The organism is Pseudomonas sp. PA-6-3C, from assembly GCF_021605825.1.
GTDB classification, from domain to species: Bacteria; Pseudomonadota; Gammaproteobacteria; order Pseudomonadales; family Pseudomonadaceae; genus Aquipseudomonas; species Aquipseudomonas edaphica.
On sequence record NZ_WKDV01000007.1, the window covers coordinates 106,872 to 132,824 of the forward strand.

Below are 25,953 nucleotides of genomic sequence, written 5' to 3' on the forward strand. Positions count from 1 at the left end.
ATCCTACGTTCATAAAGGATTAAACATCCGCGCTTTTTCCGGGCAGTTTTAGACAATCGTTGGGTCCACCACCCACGAGCCCACGCCAATGACGAGCCAGCCTTTACGCGTCCTGATCCTTGAGGAGCAAGCCTCTCAGCGCGCCGTCGTCGTGAGCCGGTTCAAACGGTTGGGGCATGCGGTGATCGAGGCGACGCATGCCATTGAAGCCTTGGCCCTCCTGGAAAGCGTTCACGGGGTGGATGTCGTACTGTGCGACTTGTCCATGTCCGGCATGGATGGGCTGGAGTTTTTGCAACATGCCGCGCAACGAGGGTGGCTGCATGGCGTGATTGTCAGCGGCCATCAGCCGACCGGGATCAGCCAAGCCCTGCAACAGTTCACCAGCCTGCTCGGCGTGTGTTTGCTTGGCCATGTCGAAAAGCTGGCGACCCTCAATCAGCTCGAAGAGGTATTGCATCGTCATCAGCCTGTTGGGGGGATCGTGCCTGCGGTTTCACCTGCGTTGCCATTGTTTACTCAGGCGCAAGTATGCGACGCATTAGCTGCCGGCCAGCTGCACGCGTACTACCAGCCCAAATTCAGCCTGTGGACCAACGAGATGATCGGCGTGGAAGTGTTGAGCCGCTGGCAGCACCCGCTTTACGGTTTGTTACCGGCAATGGCCTTCATGCCGGTGCTGGAGCGTTGCGGGCTGCTCGACCCATTGCTGTTTGCACAGATGCACCAGGCCTTGACCCTGCAACAACACGTCAGGGCAAGAGGCATGACCTTGAACCTGGCGTTCAATCTGCACGCTCAGCAGCTGGCTCAGGGCGGGTTGAGTTTGAAGATCAAAGACGTCATGGCGCCGTTCAAGGCACCGCGCTCCAGCGTGACTTTCGAGCTGACCGAAAGCGGCATGCTGGAAGCCTCGGCGAGCAGCCTGGCGTGCCTGATGCGTTTGCGCATGCTCGGTTGCAACCTGTCCCTGGATGACTTCGGCGCCGGGTTTTCATCCTTGCAACGGCTGTGTCAGCTGCCGTTCAACGAGATCAAGCTGGATGCCGAGTTTGTGCGCGGCATGACCGCCGACCCACGCTGCTGCGCGGTGATCCACAGCACCCTGGCGCTGGGCGATAGCCTGGGCATGAGCGTGGTGGTGGAAGGTATCGAAACCCAGGAGCAGCAGCGGCAATTGCTGGCGATGGGCTGCAGGGTGGGCCAGGGGTATGTGTATGCGCCGGCGATGAGTGGCGAGCAGTTGTTGTGGCGGTTGCAGAACGTGGCTTGATGGGCGTTGAGCGAATACAGGTGGCAGGGCGCTCACCACCATTTCCAGCGGCCCTGTTTTTTCAGGGTGGCGATGATGTCTTCGCGCTTGAGGCGGATTTCGACCATCTTGTGGCGCAGTTCGCGGCAGCGGTTGCTGTTGAGGATCAGCAGGCCGGTCAGTGGGCTAAGCAGTGACATAGCGTAGAGAAAAAGCGGCGGGCGGTACGCAATTGCGGGTAGGGATATCAGCAAGCAAATTAAGTAAATACCGACACTGATCCATACCGCGCGGATATGCCCATAGTTGACCTGAGCCTTGGAAAAAAACAGGACAAGGCCTGCTGCGATGCTGCCGAGAAAACAGATCTTAATTGCAAGGTCTTCCGGAAGTCTGGAGAGAAAGGTCAGCAACAGTAAGACGGCAGTCATTGCAATCGTGGAGCAGCCGGTAATTAGATCGGCGCCAATCACTAGCGCGTAGCGTCTCCTGAACGTTTGTGGGTTCTCAAAATAGAAGTATGCGTAAGCGCGATCCTCAGAGGTCAGGGCTTTGCGATCTTCATATATTTCATCCTTTTCGGATCCGCTAAGACCTTTTTTTGGTACATGCTTGCTCACTGGCTGACTTCCTCGTAGATACCAATAGCCCACGTCTTGATATTTCCTGGCATCGAGCTGCTCGCGAAACCCAGGGTTGCAGCCAAGGTGTCTTTTATGTGATTGGCGGTAGCAAGTTGCATTTCTGTGGCACTGATTCGTTTTGGTAATACGCCGGTGGCTTGTTTCACCTTGAGGATTTTTAGGGTTAATCGAGGATCACGAAGCCTGAGCAATTCATCATTCAGTCTCGCTCGTTCTTGCCGGTTCAGACCTTTGAGTACTTGTTTGAGAGGTTTGCCAGTGACTCTTGTTGCTGTGTTTATTGTTTTGATTGTGGTCAAGGCAGAAGTGGCGACGCCAAGTAATGCAATGGCATCCAGCGTCGTAACAACGGCCTGATACCAGGTTTCGTTATCCAGAAGATCAAGGTATTGGGGCGCAAACGCTTCTACACTGGTTCGACCTAACCCGATGGCGCATTGGGTCATACTGGCAGCCAGAGCAGCCTTGCCGATAAACGTAATTACCGCGCTCGTCCCCGCCGTAAAGGGCATCAACATCACGCCACTGGTAATGACTACCCAACTCAGAATCGCCCCCGTACAGGTCACCGCCGTGCCAAGCGCTTCAGCCACCCATTCCGACTCTCGCGGCTCATGCTCCAACATCCGCTTGAACTCCACCGGCCCCACATGTTTCGGAGCCTCACGCAGCACGACCTTGATCGGCCGCACACTGCAAATCGCCTGAAACTCGCGCAGTACCACCACGTTAAACATGCCATCGATATACACCACGCCCGCGCCAATCAGTGCCGGGTCGCTATCGATGGTGAAGAACAACTTGCGCAGATCAATACTGCTTTCAATCCGCTGACGCGTGGTGCGGTGGGCCGAAGGGAATCCATCTTTGAGCAGGGAAGCCGTCATCCTTAACTCCTGTTTTTGCGGGAGTTGAGAGCGTAAAGATAAGGCGGTGCCGCTGAATGTCGGAAGGTTCGCCATTTAACGTCGGGTGCATCTCTAACTGCCTTCTGCGTCTTGCGCGCACCGCTGCGGCTGAGGAAAAGTGCGCCCCACGTCACTACCGACGCATACCAAGGCAAGGAGCAAACATGGCAGTCGATATGTTTTTGAAGCTGGGTGATATCAAGGGTGAATCAAGGGACCAGGCCCATCGCGACGAGATCGACATCACCCAATGGGCGTGGGGCATGTCGCAGTCGGGTTCGATGCACAGCGGTACGGGCGGCGGTGCGGGCAAGGTCAATATCGCCAACCTGAACCTGACCAAACCGCTGGACAAATCCAGCCCCAACCTGATGATGGCCTGCGCCAGCGGCAAGCATTACCCCGAGGCCAGGTTGGTGGTACGCAAGGCCGGCGGTGCGAGCCCGGTGGAGTATCTGGTGATGACCCTGAAGGAAGTCATGGTGGTGTCCTACAGCACGAATGCTGAAAGCAACACCGACGTCGTGCATGACAGCGTCGCTCTCAATTTCGCCAGCGTCGACGTCAGCTACCAGCCGCAGAAGGCCGACGGTACCAAGGACGGCGGGCCAGTGAAGTTTGGCTGGAACATTCGGCAGAACATCAAAGCCTGAGCACCAGCCAGCCTCTTATTGTTCCAACTGCAATGCCTGCTGTTTGAGCTTGCGTTTTTGTTCAAACGGCAACTTCTCATCATCCCCATACGGCGCGCTGTACCAGTTGCCGTAACTCGGGTTCGGCAGCAGGAACCAGCGCTGCCCCAGCCAGCTCACATAGGGTTCCACCGCTTTACGTTGGGCGGCAAGGGTGTTGTGTTCGGCCTGCACGAAATCACCCAGCGAGTCCCCGGCCATCAGCAATACGCGGGCATGGCTGGCGACCCACTGACGGCGACATGTCTTGCCGTAGCCGGCGCTTTCGCAACGGCCGATGGGCGTGCTGGCGGCCAGGACCTGCGTGTCACTGGTCACCGGAAAACCACGCAGGCGCAGGTTGGCGACAGTGGCCGCGACCTGGCTGTGTTCGCGGTTGGTGAGGTAGTAAACCTTGATGCCTTTTTGCTCGGCGGCTTGCAGGAAAGCCACTGCGCCCGGCAATGCCTGGGCCTTGGCCTGGTCGACCCAGGTGTTCCAGCGATCGTAGGAATAGATTTGATTGTTAATGATGTCGCGCGCGTTCAGCGGCACGTTGTCCAGCAGGGTTTCGTCGATATCCACCACCACCGCTGGAGGCAAGCCGTTCAGGTTGCGGGGTGGAAAGGGCAGGGCATCCCAGGTCGGGTCGGCCAGGGCCACGTCGAGTTGGCGGGTGGCGTTGGCGAACAGCTGGCGGTAGATCAACTCGTGCTCGATGGAGGTCTGGGTCCAGAGCACGGCGTCGAGTTGGTCGTTGGCCGGCGGGGTCTGCTGGCAGCCGGTCAGGGCGGTGGTCAGCAGGCAGACACTGGCGAAAATCAGGTGGCGCATGGGATGTCTCGGCGGTGGCAGCGTGTGGGCAGCACCTTAGCCTAATCAGGCTATACATCAATCCCGAATGTGGGAGCTGGTTTGGTGATGTAAGGGCCAGAGCAACGTCAGCAGCAGAGCCATACTCGGTCAAAGGTGGGAGCTGGCTTGCCTGCGATGGCATCAACTCGGTTTACCTGATACACCGAGGTGTTTGCATCGCAGGCAAGCCAGCTCCCACAGAAAAGCAGACGAGCCACCACCCCTCAAGGCCCACACACCAACGCCTGCCGCTCATAGTTCAACGCCTTGTTCTGCGGCGGTAGCGCATAGCTTGCACTGCAGCGCTGCTCGCCCCACTTGATGATCAGCGTGCCCTGATCCTGCTCCACCAGCGCCAGCGCATTCCCGTTCGGATCTGCAATCGCCAGTTGCTTACCTGCCGAGTCTTCCAGCGAAGCCCCGAACGACAATGGCTTGTGCTGCGCATCAAACAGCTCGAACAACACCCGTCGCCCGGTGGTGCCGCTGTAACGCGCAACTACAATAGCGCCACGGCGCGGCACCAGTTGCTGGGTGGCGTTGGTGATTTCCACATCGCCGCCCAGGTCGCGGGTGTCCAGGCTGATCCAGTTCACCCGGTAAGGTTGCGCCGTGGGGATCACCGCATAGCCGTTGTAGCCGGTCTCGACGCCGCTGTAGCTGCCGATTTTAGCCCCCGAGATACCCGGCACTTCAGCCAGGGCGAAGGTTTCGCTGACGGTCTGCCCCAGGTTGACGCCACCTGCGTGCGCCACCACGGAGCCGGCGAGGTTGAGGTTCTGCGAGTTGTAGCCCTGACCCTGGCTGTAACCCAGGCTCACATCCGCCATAGAGGTGCGGCTGTTGATATTCACCGAGCCGGAGTCGCCGCTGGTATCGCTATGGCCCGCCTGCACCGAATAGAAGGTGTCACTGGTATCGGCGACGTAACCGTTGATACCCGCTTGCGTGGTGGTGTCGCCGCGCTGATGGCTGGTAGTGACAAAGGCTCGCGGCGCACGGGCCTGGCTGCCCAGTGGGAATGAGACGGACAGGTTCACTTGGGTGTCGCTGCTGGGCTCGCCATAGGTGACGATTTGCTGGGTGCGCGTCACGCCAAGGTTGTAGCTCAGGTCGCCCCAATTGCCGGTGTAGCCGGCGGACAAACTGCGCGAGCCGCCACGGTTCCAATAGCGCTGGTCACTGGCGTTGACGTACAGGCTGCCAAACTCGCTGTTACGTCCCAGGCTCTGGTTGATGGTCAGGTCGGTACGGGTTTTTGAATGGCCGGTGCGCACGCGCACGTCTTCGCTGTTGTCTTCCACGTGGTCGGTGAGGGTGCGGTAGCCCTCGGTGGAGTAACGGTAGGCGGCCAGGGTGAAGTTGGTGTCGGTGCCGGCAAAGGTCTTCGCGTACAACGCCCGCACGCTGCTGCCCTGGTGGGTTTGCCCGCGCGCTTTGCTGGACGAGTGCGTGGTATCCAGGGAGAAGGCGCCGAACGCAGTGTTCCTGCCAGCGCCGATCGACAGCGCGCTGTAGTCCTCGCTGGCTTGCAGGCCGACGATGCCGCTGAGGTTGCTGGTCAAGCCATATGCCAGCGTGCCGCTGAGAAAGCGTGGGCTCCCCAGGCCGTCGGCATTGCTCTTGAACGTGCCCGCCGAGAGGCTGTACTTGACCTGACCTTCACGCACCATGATCGGCAAACTGGAAAACGCCTGCATCGTCACCCGCCGGCTGCCGTCGGCTTCGATCACGGTGATTTGCAAGTCGCCGTTGGAGCCGCTGGGGTAGATGTCGTTGATCTCGAACGGGCCGGGCGCAACGTTGGCGGTGTAGAGGATGTAGTCGTTCTGGCGGATCTCTACGGTCGCGTTGGTCTGCGCCACGCCACGAATCACCGGCGCGTAGCCGCGCTCGCTGTCGGCACGCATGCCGTCGTCGGAGGCCAGTTTGAGGCCGCGATAGCGCACACTGTCGAACAGGTCGGTGTCGGAGAAAATCTCACCGGCGCTGAACTGGCCCTTGATCGCGGTCACGTCGTGCTGCACGTAGGTGCGGTTGCTGGTGAAGGTGTTCGAGCGGTCGGTGCCGCTGCTCATGTTCGATTCGTTGCGCAGGCGCCAGGCGCCCAGGTTGATGCCGTTGCGCAGCCCGAGGTTATTGGCGATGCGGGTTTTATAGTCGCCGGCGGTGCGGCTGCTGTTGAGCTGGTAGTTGATGAACGCGGCCGGCACGCCGTCGTCCCACAACTCTGGGTCGACATACCCGCGCAAGCCGCGCTGCATGGCCACTTGCGGAATACTTGCCAACAGGCGCAGGCGGCTGCTGTCGTAACGCACGCTGGCGTCTTCGATCATGTCCGCGAGGGCATAACACTCTTGCGGTTGTTGCGGGTCGAGTTTGCCTTCGGCCTGCAATCGGCCCATGTCGACGCCCAATTGCTTGAGCAGGTCGAGGGTCAGGCAGGCTTCGACCCGGCCGTTTTTCGGGTTGCGCTTGAAGTCGATATCACGCCGGCCCACCAGCACTTCGTTGCTGTACAGGTCGACCCGGTAATTGCCCGGCAGCACGCTGTTGGCTGAGAGTAGTTGCTGCAAATCGACTGGCGACTGCGAGCCCTGCAGGAACGTGGTGTTGAAGCTTTGCGCTGCGTCATCGGCCACCGCCCAGGTCGGCAGGCTGGCAGCCATCGCGAGCGACAGCGTCTTCAACTTCAGTACGCCACGTGCGGGCCTGTTGCTGGAAAGAAAAGACATGCGAAGACCTATGACATCCCTGATTGACGGACAGCCGGGCACGCAAACACGCACGCGAAGTGAGCCTGTGGGTTAGAGAAGCTACTTAGGGTTTGAGGCGCGATTCAGTCGCGTGCGCAGGTAGCGCAGCGCCGCTCGACAGGGGCGCGCTGTAGTGGTTCTGCGCGCCATAGTCATTGATGCTGGAAAACGACAGTTGCACCGGGCCGTTGGCGATGGCTGCTGCGATCGGGAACTGTTTTTGCTCGCCAGGCGCAATCATGGTGGAGTCGCTGGCCAGCACCGACTGTACTTTGATGTCGGCCATGGACACGTGATACAGCGTCGGGTTTTTCACCTGCAGCAGGGTCTGGCCGGCGTGTTTGGCCAGTGTCCATTCAAGTTGCGCAGGCGCTTGCAGCGCGCTGCCGGTAAGGCCGGCAGGGCGGTAGAAAATCTTGATGCGCTGGCGGATGGCCAACTGCAAGGTGTTCTCGGCGGCGCTGGCCTTGGGGATTTCCTGCACGTTGAGCCACACCACCGACTCGCGGTCCGTGGGCATGCCTTTGCCTTCGTACAGAATGCGCAGCAATTGTTGTTCCTTGGCGAACACCCGCGCCAATGGCGGGGTGACGGCAAACGGCGCGCGGCTGGCGCTGGCGTCGTTCATGTCGACCCAGGATTGAATCAACACATCCTGGTTGCCGTTGCGCACGGTGATATTGGCTTCCTTGTGGTCGCCATCAAACACGATGCGGGTGGCATTCAACGAAATGCTGGCGGCGGCCTGGGCAGCCATAAGCAAGCCCAGTAGCCCCAAGCATGCGGCGATAGAACGAGGCGGCATGAGGGTTATCCGGTGTAATCAAAAGACAATGGCGAGGCCGCAGGGCCTCGCGCGTTCGGTGCCTGGGGCGCCGAGTTATTCGTATTGCAGGATGAACGGCAGGGTGGCATCACCGCGACCGGCGGTGGACGAACCGGCGGCTGCGGTGGTGACGTAGGCGGCCGCGAAGCTCAGGGTGGCGTCGCCGCCAGTAGTGCCGGCGCCGTGCATGGTGCTTTCGATGCGCGCGGTGCTGGAAGAGCTGAGGTCGATCAGGCTGCCTTTGCTGTCGAGCAGGGCGATACCGACGTTTTGTGCAGTGGCCGAACCCGGGTTCAGGGCCAGGACTTTTTTGCCGGTGACCAGGCCCGAACCGCCGTTGTTGGCGTCAAAGATCATCGCGACTTTGGTGCCCTGGTTGCAGTTGACGTTCAGGTTGAAGTCTTTGGCGGTGACACGGCCTGCGGTTGGGTTTTCGGCGGTGCCCATGTCCTTGATCGACACGTTGCCCATGTCCACCGAAATGGTGCGGTCGGAGTTGGCGCCGTCGACCGAGCAGGCATCGTTGTTGATCACGCCGGTGAAGGTGATTTTACCGCTGCCGCCCAGGGTCGGCGTCGGTGCCGGGTCGACGGCAAATGCGCTGCCGGAAGCGGCGATAATGGCCGAGGCGATAACAGCCAGGGAAAACTTCTTCATGATGATGTCCGTTAGTGTTAGTTGGAAAATGCTGTTGTTGAACTGCGAGAGGAGAATAAGCGGCGAGGGCAAGCGAGCGAATAAGACGATTCTTATAAGTCAGGGAACGGACGGTTTAGAGCGGTGCAAGGGCGTGTGAATACTCAGTAAATAAAGGGCGAAGCCATTGTTTTAAATGGCTTGCTAGTTGTCGGTTAGTTGAAAATGTTACGTGCCAGGCAATAAGCGAGCAGGTCCTGGTCACTGCTCACTTCAAGTTTGCGCATGGCCGAGATCTTTTGCGCGCTGATGGTCTTTGAACTGCGATTCTGGCTGCGCGCAATATCACTGACGCTCATGCCGGAAATAAATAAGCGCAAGATCTCGAACTCTTTGGGCGACAAACTGGTAAAGCGCTCGTCAATAGCCGTAAGGGTCTCGATCACCGAGGTTTTTGGCGGTTCCAGGCTGCGATAGGCGCTCTGCTGGGCGATCGCCTTGAGCGCCAATTGAATCTCGGTGTGCAACTGGCTTTTCTGGATGATGCCGACCACACCCAGCTCTTGCAGGCGGGTGAGGATCAAGTGATTGGAAATCATCGTCAGGATCAGGATCTGCACCTGCGGAAAATGCCGCTTGAGGTACTCCACCAATTTGAGGCCGTCGCCGTAGGGCGAGTCGCCCGGCATGTTGTAGTCGGTGATCACAATGTCGGCGCCCTGGTGCTGCAACAGCGCGATCAGGCCGGCCGAGCACACGGCCTCGCCGACCACCTGGAAGCGTGTGTCGCGCTCTACCAACTCGCGAACACCCAGCAATACGATCGGGTGATCGTCCGCGATTACCACGTTGAATTTTTTCATAAAGGGCCGTCCGTAGTGCCAGTTCAAGTGAGTGAAGAGTGCCCGGGCTGGAGAGTTTCCAGAACGGCCGACAGACGCTGCATCACCGCCTTCACCTTGAGTTCAAGTGCCGTGTCGAGGCTGCCGCGGTTAAGTGCGCTTTCCAGTTCGATGCACGCTTGGGCCAGGTTCAGCGCCTGGACTGCGCCCAGGGCGCCGGCGACCGAATGCAGCAATTGGCCCAGGCCGTGGGCATCACGTTGCGTCAGGGCGGTATCGATACGCTGCAAGTCCTGCTGCACGCTGCTGATGAACAGCGGGCGCATCTTGTCCGACAGCTGCACGCTGTCGTCGCAGGACGCAGTGGCAGGCTCCGGCGCCGGCTTGACCTTGCACAGCTTGATCAACTGCCCGCGCAGGGTTTGCAGGCTTAACGGCTTGACGATCCAGGCGTTCATGCCCACCGCCAGGCAGCGCACGCCTTCCTCGCGCATGGCGTTGGCGGTCACGCCGATAATCGGCAGGTGCGGGTCATGCTCACGCAAGGTCCTGGCCAGTTCATAGCCATTCATCAACGGCATATTCACGTCGGTCAGCACCAGGTCAAATGCCTGGGGTTGCCACTGTTGCAGCGCCTGCTCGCCATTGGCGGCCAGGCTCACCGAACAGCCGAGCGCTTCGAGCTGTTCCTTGATGATCGCCTGGTTGACCGGGTTGTCCTCGGCCACCAGGATGCGCAAGCCCAACTGCCCGATGCTTTGTGGCCGGGCCGCTGCGGGTTGCTCATGCTTGCCGTGCTGCGCCAGGGACACGGTGCTGGCGATGCTGCGCACATCGTGCAGGTCGACCACCCAACCTTGCGCCGTGTGCAGCGGCGGGCTGTGTGCGCCCGGCAGGCACAGCACGCGTTGGCCGCCCCATGGCTTGGCGGGCTCGCTGGGCAGCAGGTCCACCAGCACCGCGTGGCGGCTGTCTTTTTCCTGGGTGGTCGCCGCCAAGGCCGCTGCGATGCCTAGCCGATTGAGCCAGTCACTCATCGACTGCGCCAGTTCGCGCACCGGCGCCTGCACGTACACCGGCGTCGGGCTGGGTTCGATCGGCGGCAGGTTGGTCAGCGTGCCGCAGCACAGCGGCAGGCGCATTTTCAGGGTAAAGCTGCTGCCCAGCCCCGGCTCGCTGACCACCCGTATCTCACCGTCCATCATCTGCGCCAGCCAGCGGCAAATGGGCAGTCCCAGCCCGGCGCCGCCTTCGCTGGCGGTGTCCGGCGCCTGGTAAAACAGGTCGAACAGCTTGGCCTGCTGCGCTTCGGGAATGCCGACGCCGGAGTCGGTGACTTGCCATTCCAGGTCGACATGCTCGGCGTCCAGCGCCATCACCCGGGCACGAATCACCACGCGCCCGATGTCGGTGAACTTGATCGCGTTGCTCACCAGGTTATTGAGGATCTGGCGAATGCGCATCGGGTCGCCCATCAGGCAGTCCGGTAACTGCGGGTCGATGCAACTGTAAAGTTGCAGACCCTTGCGCTGGGCGAAAGCGGCGTAGGTATGCAAGGTGTCTTCGAGCATGTCCAGCGGGCAGAAGTCCACGGCTTCTATTGCCATTTGCCCGGACTCGATCTTCGACACATCCAGCACATCGCTGATCAGCTGGAACAGCGTGGCGGACGAACGTTGAATGGTGTGCAGGTAAGTCTTCTGATGCGGATCCAGATCGGTCAGGCCGAGCAATTCCAGGGTGCCGAGCACGCCATACAACGGGGTGCGGATCTCATGGCTCATGGTCGCCAGGAACAACGTCTTGGCCTCGTTGGCGGTATCGGCGGCGTGACGTGCCTCTTCCAGCGCCTGGGCGTCTTCGATGTGCCGGGTGATGTCGTTGAAGGCATACAGGCGCACGTCCTCGGCCTGATAACGGGTCGACACGAAGCCGATTTGCAGGTGCCGGCCTTCGATCTCCAAGTGGCTTTCGCCGTTCTCGACGCCGTCGTGTTGACCGGCCATGGCCGCCACCAGACGTGCGGTGCCCGGCCACTGCTGGGCGCGCTGGTTTTCGATCAGCACCTTGCCGTCGCTGCGCCGCACCACGCACAAGCCGGTGGGCGCGGTGTCGATGATCACGCGGCTGAACGCCACGCTTTCGGCGATGCGTTCGTGGGCCAGGCGCGCCGGACTGATCACCTGGCGCCGGTACCAGCGGCTGCCGGCCCAGCCCAGGGTTATCAGGCTGACCAGCAGCAGCGCCAGGGTGCTCAATGGCCATAAGGCCGAGTGGAAGAAGTGCGAGTAGTTCAGGCCATAGACTGCGCTCCAGGGCCGGTCGCCAGCCTGGGTAATCTTGAATTCAAAGCCATGGACCGTGAAGTGCACGCCATTGCTGAGCGACGGCTCGGTGGCTGGCCCTACCAAACGGGTGCCGTCGGGCGCAAACAAGGTGAAGCGATCAAACGCGGAGTGATCCAGCGCGCGCTGCACATCGTCGACCTGCGACAGGTCGAGCAGGGTGCCGATCACCGTCTGGCCCTGGCCGTCGAGTGACAGGCCAATGTAGGCCAGCAAGTGCTCGGGCTCCGGCCCTGCTTTCCAGTACACCCAATCCTGCTCCAGTACCTGTGGCGTCTGCGCAAGGCTTTGCTGCACAGCATTGACCAGCGCCACCTGGTTGCCGGTCTCTTCAGTGCTTTCGCGACGCTGATAGCCCACGGAGGGAATGGTGATGGTGTAGTGGGTCTGGCGATTGAACAGAAAAGTTTGCGGTGCCTCGTACGGTGACGAAGACCAGAAGGCGCTGTAGTAGCTGGTCAGGTGCGCGCCCAGGGCAAAAATCGGTGGCCGGGCAGCTACGCCGACCTGCTGCTCATCGAACTTGACGTCGAACGGTACCGAAAACGAGTACTTCTGGCCTTCATATAACGTGCGGCGGTTCTCGACCATTCGGCTCTTGAGGCTGACCTGCACGCTGGTCGCCCGCAGCAATTCGGCCTGGATGCCTGGGTGCGTCAAGCTCTTGAGATAGGTTTGCTGCTCGCTGAGGTTTTCCATTAGCCGCGCAAAATGAAAGCGTGTTGCGCCATAACGGGTTTCGATCCCGCGTTGCAATGACCAGTAGTTGGTGAGGAGCAGCAGCAACGCGATTCCAATCAGCACCATCAGGCCTTTGTTCAAGCGTACGGAGCTGCGGGTAAAGGCTTCGAGTATCGCGTTGTTGTGCTTCATCAGGGGTTTCCGCAGGCGCAGGACAAATCGGCACTGGATGGAGCTTGCGCTTTATAAAGGGCAAATAATCCGGGGCCTCCAGCTAGTGAGATGTCGCGGGGCCATCATTGTTCAGTAGTTGCTGAAATTGGTCCGAAGACACCGCGTGGGAGATCAGGAAACCCTGCACCTGATTGCAGTCGATTTTGCGCAGCAGCGCCAATTGCGCTGGCGTTTCCACACCTTCGGCGACCACTGTCAGGCCGAGCTTGCGGCCCAGCGCGATGATGCTCGCCAGCGCCTGGGCGATGCCTTCGTTGTCATGGCTGCCCTGCACCAATGCCTGGTCGATCTTCAGTTCGGTAAACGGTGTTGAGACGAGGTTGAGGTATGAGCTGTAGCCCTTGCCAAAATCATCCTGGGACAAGCCGAAGCCTTTGATGCGCAAGCGGCAGGCTCCGGCGTAGAAGTTGCTGATGTCCTGTGGCACCGAGCATTCCATCAACTCGAAGCAGATCATTCCGGGAATGCCGTCGTGGTGCAGCACAAACTCCAGCAGGCGGTCCGCCAGGTCATGGCTATTGAGCAGGTGGGTGGGCAGGTTGATCGCCACCGGGATTTCATAGCCGCGTTGGCGCCACTGCTCCTGGGCGTGAATCGCCTGTTTGAGTACCAGCCACAACAGCCGTTCTTCCAGCTCGAAGGCCTTGATCGCCGGCAGGAACGCGGCCGGCAGCATCACGCCTTGCTCGGGGTGCATCCAGCGCACCAGGGCTTCGGCGGCGACGATACGCCCGTTGGCGAGGGACTTTTTCGGTTGGAACCAGGCCTGCAACTGGCCGCTGCTCATGGCCTGCACCAGCGTATGGCGGTCGATGTCCATGTGCTCGGGCAGTTCGGGGGAGGGCTTGCGCACCGTGTTCCTGAGCTGATCGACCAGATTGCGTAAGGCCTCGGCGTTAACGGGCTTGGAGATCAGCCCGATCACTTCCACATCGAGGTTTTTCGCCACCAGGCTGGCTGCCATCAGCATGCGCCGCGAGGCGGCGCTCATGATCGCCAGGGCCGGCTTGCTGCGCAAGTTGGCCAGGCACTGGATAAATTGCACGCCGTCCATGCCGGGCATCAGCAGGTCGGTCAGTACCAGGTCGAAATCGCGCTGGCGTAAACGCTCCAGCGCTTCTTTGCCGTCCTCGGCGGTTTCCAGCCTGAAATCCCCCAACTCACTGAGCAAGTGCTGCAGGTAGATGTGCTGCAGGGGATGGTCCTCAACAATCAAAATACTAAGGGGCTTCATGGGTGATCCGTGCATAAGGCGCCAGGGAGTTGAATAGAGCCCGCAACGCAAAGGGTTTGACCAGGCAATGGTTCATGCCGGCGGCCAGGCACAGGTCGGCCTCGCCGCGCATGGCGTTGGCGGTGGCCCCGATAATCGGCAACGGGCAGCCTTGGCGGCGCAGTTCGCGTGCCAGTTCATAGCCGTTGATGTGGGGCATGTTCACGTCCGTCAACACCACGTCGAAGCTACCGGCGGTGTACAGCTGCAACGCTTCCTGACCATCGGCCGCGAGCTCCACGGTGCAGCCGAGTTCTTCGAGTTGGTCACGCAAAATCAGCTGGTTGATGATGTTGTCCTCGGCTACCAGCAAGTGCAGGTTGAGTTTGTTCAGGTCGCGCTGGCGTGTTTGCTCATCGGCACGGGCCACCCACAGCCCTTGCGCCTGGCTCACGGCCTGATGAATCGCACCCAGGTGGTTGAGGTTGACGTGCCAGGCGCCGGCCTCGGCTTCCACGGCGGTGCAGGCATTACTGCTCACGTGAATCACCGGCCCCGGCCATTCGGGCGCCAGCAATGGGTCGACGCTGCCGGGGTGCACTTGCAGCAGCAGATGCGTGTCCGGCAACGTCGGCAGGCCGGCCTGGGCCCTGGCACCCCAGCGGCGCAGCCAGCCGCTGACGGAGTTGGCCAGTTCCGGGATCGGCGACGCTACATAGATGGTCTCGGCCAACAGCGCGGTCATCGGCGTGGTCGGCGCTTCTTCCAGCGGCAGGATCAGGCTGAAACTGCTGCCCAGGCCCAACTCGCTGACCATGCGGATGTTGCCGTTCATCAATTCGGTCAGGCGCTGACAGATCGGCAGGCCCAGGCCGGTGCCGGCGACCACATTGGTGTTGCCTTCACTCTGGTAAAACGGTTCGAAAATCATCGCCTGGTCTTCCTGGGCGATGCCTTTGCCGGTGTCCGAGACCTGCCACAACAGGCTGGAGCGTTCACCGTCACGGCCCAGTACCTTTACCCGCAATACCACGCGGCCGTAGTCGGTGAACTTCACCGCATTATTGAGCAGGTTATTCAGAATCTGGCGAATGCGCGTCACGTCGCCGATCAACCTTTCGGGCAGCTTCGGGTCGAAGCAGGCATACAACTGCAAGCCCTTACCTTGGGCGGCTGCGGCATAGCCCTGAATGATTTCGTGGACCAGATCCAGCGGTGAAAACTCGCTCATTTCCAGCGCCAGCTGCCCGGCTTCGATCTTCGACACATCGAGCACATCGCAGATCAACTGCAACAAGGTCGACGACGAGCCTTCGATGGCGTGCAGGTAGTCCCTTTGCTGGGCATCCAGTTGCGTGCGCGCCAGCAATTCGAGGGTGCCGAGCACGCCATACAGCGGCGTGCGGATTTCATGGCTCATGGTTGCCAGGAACAGGGTCTTGGCGGCGTTGGCAGCGTCCGCCGAGTGGCGTGCTTCTTCCAGCGCTGCTTCGACTTGCTTGCGCGCACTGATATCGCTGAACGCGCAAAACAGCACGTCCTCGCCTTTATAGCGGGTGGGGGCACTGCTCAGGTACAGGTGGCGGCCGTCGATGGTTTCAAAGTAATCACTGCGTTCGCATGGGCCTTGGGCGAAGGCTTGCTCGATCCAGCCGGCCCGCAGTGCCTCGCGCTCCGGGCCGTTGCCCAACCATTGCTGGGCCAGGGTGTTTTCCAGCACCACCTGGCCGTCGGTGCGGCGCAGCACGCAAAGGGCCACGGGCGCGATCTGAATCACATCGCGGCCAAAGGCTTCGCTTTCGATCAACGCCTGGATGCGATGGATCGACGGAATAATGAAACGCTGGTCGACGCGGCGCATCACCAGCCAGATCAGCGTGAGGCTCATCAGGCAGAACAGCAGCGAGCCGAGCAGCTGTTTCCACAGGCCGGTGACCACCGCGCGCAGGTCGATGGAATACATCAGTTGCCATTCCGAAGACTTCAAGTGCTTGCGAATCACCAGGTGGTCGGGCAGCAAACCGTTGCCGACAAAGCCGAAAAAGCTTTCTTCGCCGGGCCGCAAATGTTGTTGCTTGAGCTGGGTGTCGGTGCTGTTGGTAAACACCAACATGCCCTGGGAGTTGAGCATCATGAACTCACCGGCACTTTGGTCGCTGAGGGTTGAAGACACTTCACGACTTTCCATCTCAAGGCCCAGCCAGCCGGACTCAGGGTCGCGCTCGTCGAGGCGGATGAAAATGTAGAGGTGCGAATGGCCTTCGGTGTTGTCGCTCAGCCACAACTCGTTAAGTGTGGCCGGGTCGCTGTGCTGCAGGGCCTTGAGGCGGTTGAGCATGCACTTGGAAATCGGCAGTACCTGCGCGGTGGCGTCGTACAGCCGCGTCACCTGTGGGCTGGGGCCGGCGTTCACATACAGCAGGTTGAGCTGCTTGGCCTTGAGGTAGTCGCGCATGCGTGCGGTCAGCCAGATGCTCCACTGGTTGCCGGGTGTGTTGCCCAGTTCCAGGTGTTGTTCTTCCTCGGAGGAGGGGTAGAGCCTGGACTGTTTGCGCACCGCCGACAGGCTCAGGCTTTGCAGCAGCGCCTCGCGGTTGGTGAAAAAAGTATGGGCTTCGGCGATGGCGCTGCTCATGTAGCCGCGGCGCTGGGAGATGTCGTTGTTGAAGGTCGACAGCAGAAAGGTATAGACCCCGCTCAGGATGCCCACGAGCAGCACGCTCGCAAAAATACGAAGCAGCCTTCTGGCTGCTTCGGGTCGGGAGAGGACGGGGTTGATCTGGAGCAGGTAACTTTTCAATCGCATCGGCAGACTTTAAGCGTGCGCCTTCGTGCCTGGCATAAGACGATCCTTAAAAATGGCCTGCTTGATCAAGTGCTTACTTGTAATACATATCCACCACCACGGCGGCGTCGAACGCGCCAGGGATCGGCAAGGTGCGCCACTTGAGGTCGGCGCGAAACTCATCGTGGCTCTGGCCCATCCCCATCAGCTCTTGCAGGGTGAACCAGTTGTTGAAGGGCAACTGCTGCTGGCTTTCGGCGCGTGACAAAGCGATGCCCACCGAGCTGTTGTTGTCCGGCACCAGCAAGCCATTGATCACGCTGCCACCACCCGGCGTGGTGGCGAAACTGGCGCTGACGGTATACGGCGTATCGCAGCCCTTGCGCAGGTTCAAGCTGAAATTCGCGCTGCTGGCGACTTCACCGATTGACGCCTTGCGCGACGGCGTGGGGAAGTTGATCACGCTGGGGCTGATGGTCAGTTCGGGGCTGCAGGGCACGAAACGGATGTTGTTCATGCCCGTGACCACATAGTTGAAGTTACTGTTGGGCCGCGAGTTGAGCCCGCGCACGCCGTCCAGCTGGAACACGCGGTAGGAGGTCAGGGTGCTGGCCTGGCCGCTGGGAGGTGTGGGGTCGAACTTCTCGATGAACACGCTGAAGTTGAGGGTAAAGCGTGCCTTGTCCCAGCCGATGCAGTTGGAGGTGCAGCCTCGGTCGGAGAAAAATCCGGTGCCGACCTTGCCGGTGCTTTGCGTAATCGGCTGGTTGTTATAACGAATGCCCACGCGGATCCCGGTGCCGATACTCACGCTGGCCGGGTTGACGTAGAAGTACACTTCCTCGCGGCCAACTTTGTAGTCGTCCGCGCAGATCACATTGGTAGAGCGCGGCCCGGACTCCCAGATAATCGTGCCGTTGGGCGCATCGGCGGCAACCGCCAGCGCGGTGCCCAGCGCCTCCTGGGTGATAATCGAGCCGGTGCCGTCTTCACGGCAGGCCAGCGCATAGCTGGTGGCGGGCAGCACCGCGCAGGCCCATACCAGCATCGGCAATAAACGTTTGATCAGTGACATTGGTGCAAGTACCCCGCGATCTATCAGTTGAGCGCCGTGCTATGACGGGCTTGCAAACCGATATCGGTGATTTCGGTGAAATGGAGGGTGGTGCCTTTGGGCACAGGGCTGGACGCACTGAGGGTTTTGCGCGCGTGGGGCTTGAGCAACAGATAATCACTGAGTGCCAGGCTGTCGGTTTGCAGGTTCACCAGTGACAGGTGAAACGCACTGGGGTTGTAAACGCTGACACTGTGCCCATCGCTGCTCCACACCAGCTGCTGCAGCGCCTCGGCCGAGCCACCCTTGAGCGCCGGTGGCCGATAGAACAGCTTGAGCCGTTGGCGTATCGCAAACTGCACGCTGTTGGGGTCGGCGGATTTGAGCGGAATCTCCATGATATTGAGCCAGAACAGCGATTCGCGATCGGCGGGCAGGCCTTCACCGGCATACAAGATGCGCAGCATGTGATGCTCGCCGGCGCCCAACTGCACCAACGGCTCGGTGGCAGCAAACGGCACGGGGCTGTCGGCTGATTCGTCCTCGCTGGTGATCCAGGTTTGCACCACCACTTGCTGTGAGGCCGGGTTGACCACGCTGATGCCGGCGGCCTTGTCCTGGCCGTAATAAATCAGGCGTGTGCCTTCGATCTTCAGCGCCGCGCTGGCTGGCGGTGGCGCGAGCACCAGCAGCCCGCCGGCCAGCAGCATCATTCTGAGTAAAAACATGAACACAAAAATTCCATGGCAACGTGTGGGAACGCAGCCATGGTAGGGGCGGGTGAGTGCGAGGGCTTTGAGGCGATTCTTAAAAGCGTGCAGTGCCCGTTTCAGAATCGCCTTAAAGGCATGTTCGAGCCCCGACAGTTACCGTGTTCGACGTTGAATGATCGACGCTGATGCCCAACTGTCAGGTTTACCCTATGTCCAATAAAGCCTTACGCCTTCTGATTGCCGATGCAGACCTGCTGCAGCGGATCAAGCTGGAGAAAATGCTCAACCAGCTGGGCTACCACCGCATCGCCCCCTTGAGTTCGTTCGACGAATTGCAGGCGTTGACGCGCTCCGGTTGCGTGGCATTCGACCTGTTGATCATCAATACGGCGCTGGTGCGTTCGCGGCAGGTCAACCTGTTGAAGTACTGCCATGACAACCCATTGATTCGCCATACGCTGATCTACGACGGGCAATGCGCACAGAGCTCGGTGGTGTCGGTGTCGGTGAGCCAGACCTTGCACCTGTCGCTGTCGCAGTCGCCGGATTTCAACTCCCTGCGCCGCTGCATGGAGATTGTCGACCCCCTGCATAGTCTGCCGACGGTTGAGCGACCGATGTTGCGCGCTGTCGACAGCCGGGTCGCTGCACCCTCGACGGCTGCGCGTAGCGTTTACCTGGGCGACCCGGCAGTGATGGCGTGCGCCGTCGGTTTATCGCCCAAGCGCTGAGCCGGCCTCAGGTGCGCCACACCGGCAGGCTGTCGTGGGCCAGTGCCCAATGCGGTTGGCCAGGCTTGAGGCACACGCCGCCGACCCAGCGCTCATGCCCGGCGTGGTCCAACCAATAAGCCTCGCCGCCCAGCACTTGGTGCGCCAGTGGCGTCAATGCCAGTTCGCGGCGCGGCCAGTCGCGCTCGGTTGCGGTTTCTATCAGCAAGGGGGTCGGGCCGTCGATCAATGGCCGCAACAGCGCGTGGAACATCATGTCGCCCAGGAACGGCAGCGGCTCACGCTTGGCCATCAGTTCGGCGAACACCCGGCCGAACGGCACCGGCCCGGCCTCGGCGATGTAGCGCAGCGACAAGCGTTCAGTCAGTGACAGGCCATCCTCAATGCCCGGCAATTCCTGTAGCTGACGCAGTAACGCCGGGGCGAGAAAGGGCAGGGCCGGGTGGTTGCCGTGAGCCAGTTGCGCAAGCTTGACCGGCGAGCTGTCGCAGTAAGCCGCCCAGGCCTGTCGGGCCAGTTGCACCGCTGCGTCATCGATCAAGCGTCGTTGGGGCCACAACCACGCCAATACATCGGGCGCCAGCTGGCCGATGCCGATAAAGCGTTCGACACCCGGAATACGGTCAACCTCGATCAGCTCGAGCTTTTTCGGCGCACGCTCAAGACCGGCCAGCGCGCGGACCAGAAACAGCTGATCATAGGCGTCCGCTTCGCACCACAGCACGCTGTGAGCGGCGCTGGCCAGGGCTTGCAGGTGGTCGTATTCATCATTGACGCGGTGGGTTACTTCAGCAGCGTCCAGGGCAAAGGCCTGGCTGATAAAGGCACTGCGCATCGCGCGGAAATCTTCACTGGGCAGGTCGCGCACCGGCCCCATGCATAACGGATCGGTGAGCATGCGGAACTGCCCCTTGAACCCGGCCAGTTGCAGGCTGTGGGCAATGTCACTGCCACAGCGCCAGTGGGTGGTGCGGGCTTCATCACTGGCAGCAAAGTCCGGGTGGCGGGCGGCGAAGTCGATGGCGTCGACATGCGCCTTGAGCTTGGGCCAACTGCTGAAACCCAGCTGCCTGGCGACCTGCCATTGGGCCTGGGACAAGGTGGCGTGCGGGTCGAGGGTTTTCAGACGTGGCAACAGTTCCTTGGCGCGCTTGCGCTGCTGCTCAAGGTTGAGGCGGCCGTCGGTAGTCGAGGATAAGAGGCGTTGCGACATACGATCTCCTTGCACAAACCTTTTCCGCTTTCAGGTTGGGAGTCGTAGAAATGTGATATTCAGTCAGGATCCTGGGCGCAGCCCTTTCCGCGGAAGGTGGCGTGGAGTGCGCCAGGCACGAAATATAGGCAGTGGAGTAGTCGATTGCAAGCCGTTAAGCCGAGTACGAGTTGATGACCGACACCGTATTGATCGAAACCCGCGCCCTCACGCGCAGGGACGAGCGGCGCCAAGTGGCGTTGCTGCAACCCACGGATTTCAGCCTGAAACGCGCCGACCGTGTGTCCATCACCGGCTCCTCCGGCTCCGGTAAAAGCGTGTTCCTGCGCGCGCTGGCGTTGCTGGATGCGCCCACGTCGGGGCAGATCCTGTGGAACAACCAGCCGATCGCAAATGCGCAGATTCCCCACTGTCGCAGCCACATCAGCTACCTGTCGCAACGCCCGGCGCTGCTGGAGGGCACGGTGGAGGACAACCTGCGTTTCCCGTTCAGCCTCAAGACACTGCGCACGCGCAGCTTCGACCTGCAAGCGGTGACCAAACTGCTGGAACATGCCGGTAAAAGCCCGGACTTCCTGGGCAAAAACGCCGGCGACCTGTCCGGTGGTGAATCCCAGGTGGTGTCACTGATCCGCACCTTGCAACTGAACCCCGAAGTGCTGTTGCTGGATGAACCGACGGCCGCCCTCGACCCCACGTCCTCGCGCGATGTCGAGGCACTGATCAGCGCCTGGTATGCCGCCGACAATGCCCGCGCCTATATCTGGGTATCCCACGACCTCGACCAGGCCCGGCGCATGAGCGCCATTCACCTGCACATGAGTGCCGGTGTCCTGAGCGGAGCCGCCCAGCCATGAACTATCAAAACCTCACGGCATTGGACATGGGCATCGCCGCCTCGCTGATCCTCATTAACGGCGCGCTGTCGCTGTTGCTGCGTCTGGGCCTGGGCCGCCAATTGCTGTGGGCGGCCGTGCGTACCGTGGTGCAATTGCTGGCCATCGGTTACCTGCTGGGTTGGGTGTTCGAGTTTGCCTACTGGTATGTGGTGCTGCCGCTGATGTGTGCGATGACTTTGATCGCCGGGTTATCCGCAGCGGGGCGTGGGCGCCGCACTTACCGTGGGCAACGGGTCGACAGCATTCTGTCGGTGTGGGGCAGTTCGTGGCTGGTCACGGCGGTGGGGTTGTTTGCGGTGATCCGTATCCATCCGTGGTACGAGCCGCAGTATGCGATTCCGATCCTCGGCATGATCCTCGGTAATACCCTCACCGGCGTGTCCTTGGGCATTGAGCGTATGACCCAGGAACTGACCTCGGGGCGCAACACCATCGAGATGATCCTGGCACTGGGCGGTTCACGCTGGGAAGCCGCCCAGGAGGCGATCCGCCAGGCCGTGCGCGCCGGGATGATCCCGACGCTGAACCAGATGACCGTGGTCGGCATCGTCAGCCTGCCCGGCATGATGACCGGCCAGGTACTGGCCGGCGAAAGCCCGGTGGACGCGGTGCGTTACCAGATCGTGATCATGTTTCTGATCGCCGCGTCCTCGGCCTTGGGCACGGTAGGTGCGGTGCTGCTCACCTACCGTCGGTTGTTTTCCAACAGCCATCGGTTTTTGCGCGATCGGCTTGAAGAGCGCGCTTGAACCTCAGGTGCTGGTCTGGCCGTTCCGTCACCTGATGCCCGCTGCTCAACCCACATGGCGCTTTTCTGTGGGAGCTGGCTTGCCTGCGATACGGGCACCTCGGTACATCAGGTACACGGAGGTGATGCAATCGCTGCCCAGCCAGCTCCCACATTTGACCGGGCCCCGCCCTGCCAGAAGGCCGTCACAACGGTGAATCAAGCTCAGTCAGTCACACCAAAATCCAGCACCACTTTCATCGACTGGGTCTTGTCCGCCGCCAACTCAAACGCCTGCACCGCCTGTTCAAACGGCGCCGTGTGGGAGATCACCGGCTTCACATCGATGATCCCGCGATTGAGCAAATCCACCGCCTGGGCAAACTCGCTGTGAAAACGGAAGGTACCGCGTAAATCAATCTCGCGACTGACCAGCAGGTTCAACGGCAGCGACACGTCGCCACCCAGCCCGACGGTGACCAGCACACCCCGTGGCGCGATGCATTCCAGGCCGTTGCGTAAAGCCTGGGCGCTTCCGGAGACTTCGAACATTACCTCGAAATAGCCCTTTTCGGCGGTGTAGCGCTTGAGTGCCTCCGCGCCGTCGGCAATGTTGTGGGTGCGCGTGGCGCCCATTTTTTCGGCGCAGGCGAGGGCGCTGGCAGACAGGTCCACGGCGACGATTTCACCCGCCCCGGCAGCCCGCAAACTGCCAATCAGCAGGTTGCCGATGGGGCCGCAACCGGTCACCAACACGCGTTTGCCGAACACCGCGCCGGCGCGTTGAATCGCGTGCAGGCCCACCGACAGCGGCTCGGCCAGCGCACCTTCGGCCAGGCTCACGTGGTCGGCCAGCCGATGTGCCTGATGCGTCTCGATCACCAGGCTCTGGCGAAACGCGCCCTGAATATGCGGAAACGGCATCGCACTGCCGTAGAAACGCATATTCAGGCAATGATTCGGCAGCCCTTGATGGCAGTAGCGGCAACCGCCGCACGGGCGCGACGGCGATACGCTGATGCGCTGGCCGACCTTGAACAACCCGGCATCCGCACCCACGGCGTCGATCACCGCCGACACTTCATGGCCCAGCACCATCGGCTCGCGCAGGCGCACGGTGCCGAAGCCGCCGTGCTGGTAGTAATGCAGGTCCGAACCGCAGATGCCGCCACGGGCGATGCGCACGCGCAGTTGATCGGGGGCGAGGGATTGCGGTTCGTCCTGGGGGTCGACCCGCAGGTCTTTGGAGGCGTGACAGACGATAGCGTGCATACAATTCTCCGGATTACAGCGAAGCGGTGATACCACCGTCGACGTACAGAATATGGCCGTTGACGAAGCTGGCAGCATCGCTGGCAAGGAACACGGCGGCACCGGCCAGTTCGGCCACGTCGCCCCAGCGGCGACTCGGTGTGCGTTGCACCAGCCAGTCGCTGAACTCGGGGTTGGCCACCAGGTTGGCGTTCAACTCCGTCTTGAAATAACCGGGGCCGATGCCATTGACCGTCAACCCATGCGGGCCCCAATCGATGGCCATGCCCTTGGTGAGCATTTTCAGCGCGCCTTTGCTGGCCGCATACGGCGCGATGCCGGGGCGGCCCAGCTCACTTTGCACCGAGCAGATATTGATGATGCGCCCACGCTTGCGCGGGATCATCGCCCGCGCCACGGCCTGCCCAACCAGAAAGGCACTGTCCAGGTTCGTGCTGATCAACTCGCGCCAGTGTTGTTCGCTGTAGTCCTCCAGCGGCCCACGCCGTTGCATGCCGGCGTTGTTCACCAGGATCTCCAGCGGGCCGAGGCGCGCTTCGATATCCGCCACGGCGGCCTGGATCGCCGTGCTGTCGGTCACGTCAAACGCCTGGGTGTGCACCGTCAACCCTTCGGCCGCCAGCAGCGCCGCCGCATCGCGCAAGGTGCTGCGGTTGCGCCCGTTGAGCACCACCTGCGCCCCGGCCTGGGCCAGGCCGCGGGCAATCGCCAGGCCGATACCGGCACTGGAGCCGGTGACCAGCGCCAGCCGGCCATCAAGGCGGAAGTTGTCTAGAACGCTTTGCATGGCTACCTCTCCTAACGCTTCACACTACCAACGACAGCAGCATGATGAACTCCAGGGCGACAAAGGGATGGACCTTGAGGTGGGTGATCAACAATATCTATCCGATAATCGTGATCAGCGCGACCCGCAGCAGATACGTGGGGTCCGTGTTCGGATTGTTATAGGCCACGCCCCGTCATATCGTGTATGAATTGGGCTTACTTCACCCCAGGCGCTGGGCAGCGTCCAATTTTCATTTGTGATCGGGTGATCACCGTTTGTGATAACCGTTTCTAATGGCTGAGAGAATTTAATGGAGTTGAAGCACTTGCGCGCCTTCGTGGTGCTCGCCCAGGAGCTGCATTTCGGTCGGGCAGCGGCGCAGCTGTCGATCGTGCAACCGGCGCTGAGCATGCAGATCAAGCTGCTGGAAAGCGGCTTGGGCGTGCGCCTGCTGGATCGTAACCGCCACTCGGTCACACTCACCGAAGCGGGGCGGGCGTTCTTGCCTGAGGCCCAGGCCACCTTGCACCAGGCCGCTCGGGCGGCAGAGGCGGCGCGGGCATCCCACCGCGGTGAAATCGGCCGGGTGCGCCTGGGGTTTGTGTCCTCGGTATTGCCGCAATTGCTGCCGCAACTGATACGCGCGGTGCATCAGCGTTACCCGCGTATCGAACTGGAACTCAAGGACATGCCCGGCCCCGACCAAGCCGCCGCGTTAAAGAATGGCCAGCTGGATTTCGGCCTGATGCGCCTGCCGGCCGCCCACCCCGGCGTGCAGACCCGTGCGGTCTTGCGTGAGAGTTTCTGCGTGGCGCTGCCGATGGACCACCCTTTGGCCGCCCTGGAGTCCATCCAGCCTGCCGACCTGCTCACGTGGCCGGTGTATATCCTCGCCAGGCGTTACGCGCCGGGGTTCTACGATGAGTTTATCCAGGCCGTCGGCATGCCCTTGGACATCGCCAGCGAACTGGGTGAGTTCACCACCATGCTCGCGCTGGTCTCCGCCGGGTTGGGCATCGGCGTGTTGCCGCAGCAGGCGGCGCGGGCGTTGCCAGTCAATTGCGTGTCGCGGCCTTTGCAACTGGGTGGGTTTCAGGCCACCACGGGGTTGGCCTGGACCGAGTTGGACAATGCGGTGAAGACCACCTTGTTCAACCTGATCGTGGAATTGTTTGGCGAGTGATTGTTTCATCGAGTGAAATGCTCGATTGTAAAGTCTGGTGATTCCATCGATCAGGGCAGCGGTGGAGTATGTGTGGCGTCAACACCCCCACTTTTGGAGCCTCTCATGTCCCAGCCTGCGATCAAGCTTTATGGTTTCCCCTTGTCCGGCCACTCACACCGGGTCGAGCTGATGTTGTCGTTGCTGGGCTTGCCCAGTGAATTTATCCTGGTCGACCTCAAGCAAGGCGCGCAAAAAGCGCCGGACTTTATCGCCCACCTCAACCGCTTTGGCCAGGTGCCGGTGATTGACGATAACGGCACGGTGTTGGCCGACTCCAACGCGATTCTGGTGTACCTCGCCAACCAATATGGCAACGGCCAGTGGCTGCCGAGCGACCCTGTCGGCCAGGCTCGCGTGCAGCGCTGGTTGTCGGCGGCTGCCGGCCAACTGCACGCCGGGCCCGCTGCTGCGCGGTTGGCGGTGGTGTTTGGTGCCGAAGTCGATACAGTCGCGGCCATCAGCCGTTCCCATGCGCTGCTCAAGCTGGTGGACGAACAACTGAGCCAAAGCCGCTTTTTGGTTGGTGAGCAGCCGAGCATCGCCGATGTGGCGTTCTACACCTACGTGGCCCACGCGCCGGAAGGCAATGTGTCGTTGGCCGACTACCCTCAAGTGCGTGCCTGGCTTGCTCGCATCGAGGCGTTGCCGGGGTTTGTCGGCATGCCGCGTAGCGCCGTGGGTCTGCAAGCAAAGTAACGTAAA

General features: G+C 61.0%; 22 protein-coding genes. 7 read left to right on the top strand and 15 right to left on the bottom strand.

Translation table 11 applies throughout. The features are described 5' to 3' along the window. Positions 1–88: 88 nt before the first annotated feature. The gene (locus GIW48_RS07305; RefSeq protein ID WP_236461998.1) at positions 89–1,273 is read left to right on the top strand and encodes an EAL domain-containing response regulator; all 1,185 of its coding nucleotides are present in this window, start codon (positions 89–91) and stop codon (positions 1,271–1,273) included. Between the two features lie 32 nt (positions 1,274–1,305). On the opposite strand, the gene GIW48_RS07310 is transcribed toward GIW48_RS07305, so the two are convergent. Beyond that, positions 1,306–1,872 (bottom strand): hypothetical protein, encoded by a 567-nt coding sequence (locus GIW48_RS07310; protein ID WP_017138715.1) that lies wholly within the window; start codon positions 1,870–1,872, stop codon positions 1,306–1,308. Beyond that, entirely contained in the window at positions 1,869–2,783 is a 915-nt protein-coding gene (locus GIW48_RS07315) for an NAD synthetase (RefSeq protein WP_236462001.1), read from the bottom strand. Before GIW48_RS07315 ends, GIW48_RS07310 begins: the two co-directional genes overlap by 4 nt. Before the next feature lie 185 nt (positions 2,784–2,968). Here GIW48_RS07315 and GIW48_RS07320 point away from each other — a divergent pair, with 185 nt between their 5' ends. Then, positions 2,969–3,457, top strand: coding sequence for an Hcp family type VI secretion system effector (locus GIW48_RS07320; RefSeq protein WP_236462005.1), 489 nt, complete (start codon positions 2,969–2,971; stop codon positions 3,455–3,457). A 15-nt stretch (positions 3,458–3,472) separates the two neighbouring features. On the opposite strand, the gene GIW48_RS07325 is transcribed toward GIW48_RS07320, so the two are convergent. From GIW48_RS07325 to GIW48_RS07370, 10 genes are all read right to left on the bottom strand, one after another. Continuing rightward, positions 3,473–4,309 carry a 5'-nucleotidase, lipoprotein e(P4) family gene (locus GIW48_RS07325; protein ID WP_236462008.1) on the bottom strand — a complete coding sequence of 279 codons (837 nt, stop codon included), beginning with the start codon at positions 4,307–4,309 and terminating at the stop codon, positions 3,473–3,475. 245 nt (positions 4,310–4,554) lie between these two features. Next, on the bottom strand, positions 4,555–7,065 hold the full coding sequence (locus tag GIW48_RS07330; RefSeq protein ID WP_236462010.1) for a fimbria/pilus outer membrane usher protein: 2,511 nt from the start codon (positions 7,063–7,065) through the stop codon (positions 4,555–4,557). Positions 7,066–7,150: 85 nt separating this feature from the next. Further along, the gene (locus tag GIW48_RS07335) at positions 7,151–7,891 is read right to left on the bottom strand and encodes a fimbrial biogenesis chaperone (RefSeq protein ID WP_236462012.1); all 741 of its coding nucleotides are present in this window, start codon (positions 7,889–7,891) and stop codon (positions 7,151–7,153) included. 75 nt (positions 7,892–7,966) lie between these two features. Next, positions 7,967–8,569 (bottom strand): fimbrial protein, encoded by a 603-nt coding sequence (locus GIW48_RS07340; RefSeq protein WP_017139590.1) that lies wholly within the window; start codon positions 8,567–8,569, stop codon positions 7,967–7,969. 194 nt (positions 8,570–8,763) lie between these two features. After that, complete coding sequence (locus GIW48_RS07345) at positions 8,764–9,411, bottom strand: response regulator (protein WP_099549954.1); 648 nt, start codon at positions 9,409–9,411, stop codon at positions 8,764–8,766. Positions 9,412–9,434: 23 nt separating this feature from the next. Continuing rightward, on the bottom strand, positions 9,435–12,608 hold the full coding sequence (locus GIW48_RS07350) for a hybrid sensor histidine kinase/response regulator (protein WP_236462015.1): 3,174 nt from the start codon (positions 12,606–12,608) through the stop codon (positions 9,435–9,437). An 82-nt stretch (positions 12,609–12,690) separates the two neighbouring features. Beyond that, on the bottom strand, positions 12,691–13,884 hold the full coding sequence (locus tag GIW48_RS07355; protein ID WP_017139586.1) for an EAL domain-containing response regulator: 1,194 nt from the start codon (positions 13,882–13,884) through the stop codon (positions 12,691–12,693). Beyond that, positions 13,871–16,669, bottom strand: coding sequence for an ATP-binding protein (locus GIW48_RS07360; RefSeq protein ID WP_138450264.1), 2,799 nt, complete (start codon positions 16,667–16,669; stop codon positions 13,871–13,873). The genes GIW48_RS07355 and GIW48_RS07360 overlap by 14 nt, the downstream gene beginning before the upstream one ends. Before the next feature lie 73 nt (positions 16,670–16,742). After that, a complete protein-coding gene (locus GIW48_RS07365; protein ID WP_138450265.1) occupies positions 16,743–17,723 on the bottom strand; it encodes a fimbrial protein in 981 nt (326 codons plus the stop codon). 23 nt (positions 17,724–17,746) lie between these two features. Next, positions 17,747–18,436: a fimbrial biogenesis chaperone gene (locus tag GIW48_RS07370; protein ID WP_138450266.1), complete on the bottom strand. Its 690-nt coding sequence runs from the start codon at positions 18,434–18,436 to the stop codon at positions 17,747–17,749. A 188-nt stretch (positions 18,437–18,624) separates the two neighbouring features. On the opposite strand from GIW48_RS07370, the gene GIW48_RS07375 reads away from it, so the two are divergent. After that, complete coding sequence (locus tag GIW48_RS07375) at positions 18,625–19,146, top strand: chemotaxis protein CheY (protein WP_099549957.1); 522 nt, start codon at positions 18,625–18,627, stop codon at positions 19,144–19,146. A 7-nt stretch (positions 19,147–19,153) separates the two neighbouring features. On the opposite strand, the gene GIW48_RS07380 is transcribed toward GIW48_RS07375, so the two are convergent. Further along, positions 19,154–20,359, bottom strand: a complete 1,206-nt coding sequence (locus GIW48_RS07380; RefSeq protein WP_236461133.1) for a DUF1835 domain-containing protein — start codon at positions 20,357–20,359, stop codon at positions 19,154–19,156. Between the two features lie 173 nt (positions 20,360–20,532). On the opposite strand from GIW48_RS07380, the gene GIW48_RS07385 reads away from it, so the two are divergent. Continuing rightward, positions 20,533–21,216, top strand: coding sequence for an ABC transporter ATP-binding protein (locus GIW48_RS07385; RefSeq protein WP_236461131.1), 684 nt, complete (start codon positions 20,533–20,535; stop codon positions 21,214–21,216). After that, a complete protein-coding gene (locus GIW48_RS07390) occupies positions 21,213–22,007 on the top strand; it encodes an ABC transporter permease (protein WP_017139579.1) in 795 nt (264 codons plus the stop codon). The genes GIW48_RS07385 and GIW48_RS07390 overlap by 4 nt, the downstream gene beginning before the upstream one ends. A gap of 203 nt (positions 22,008–22,210) precedes the next feature. On the opposite strand, the gene GIW48_RS07395 is transcribed toward GIW48_RS07390, so the two are convergent. Continuing rightward, positions 22,211–23,257 carry an L-idonate 5-dehydrogenase gene (locus GIW48_RS07395; RefSeq protein WP_236461128.1) on the bottom strand — a complete coding sequence of 349 codons (1,047 nt, stop codon included), beginning with the start codon at positions 23,255–23,257 and terminating at the stop codon, positions 22,211–22,213. Positions 23,258–23,270: 13 nt separating this feature from the next. Next, the gene (locus tag GIW48_RS07400) at positions 23,271–24,044 is read right to left on the bottom strand and encodes a glucose 1-dehydrogenase (RefSeq protein WP_099549962.1); all 774 of its coding nucleotides are present in this window, start codon (positions 24,042–24,044) and stop codon (positions 23,271–23,273) included. 292 nt (positions 24,045–24,336) lie between these two features. Between GIW48_RS07400 and GIW48_RS07405 the strand changes: the two genes are divergently transcribed. Together GIW48_RS07405 and GIW48_RS07410 are read left to right on the top strand one after the other, a co-directional pair. Continuing rightward, positions 24,337–25,209 carry a LysR family transcriptional regulator gene (locus GIW48_RS07405; protein ID WP_236461125.1) on the top strand — a complete coding sequence of 291 codons (873 nt, stop codon included), beginning with the start codon at positions 24,337–24,339 and terminating at the stop codon, positions 25,207–25,209. A 105-nt stretch (positions 25,210–25,314) separates the two neighbouring features. Next, positions 25,315–25,947 carry a glutathione S-transferase family protein gene (locus GIW48_RS07410; RefSeq protein ID WP_017139576.1) on the top strand — a complete coding sequence of 211 codons (633 nt, stop codon included), beginning with the start codon at positions 25,315–25,317 and terminating at the stop codon, positions 25,945–25,947. Positions 25,948–25,953 lie beyond the last annotated feature (6 nt).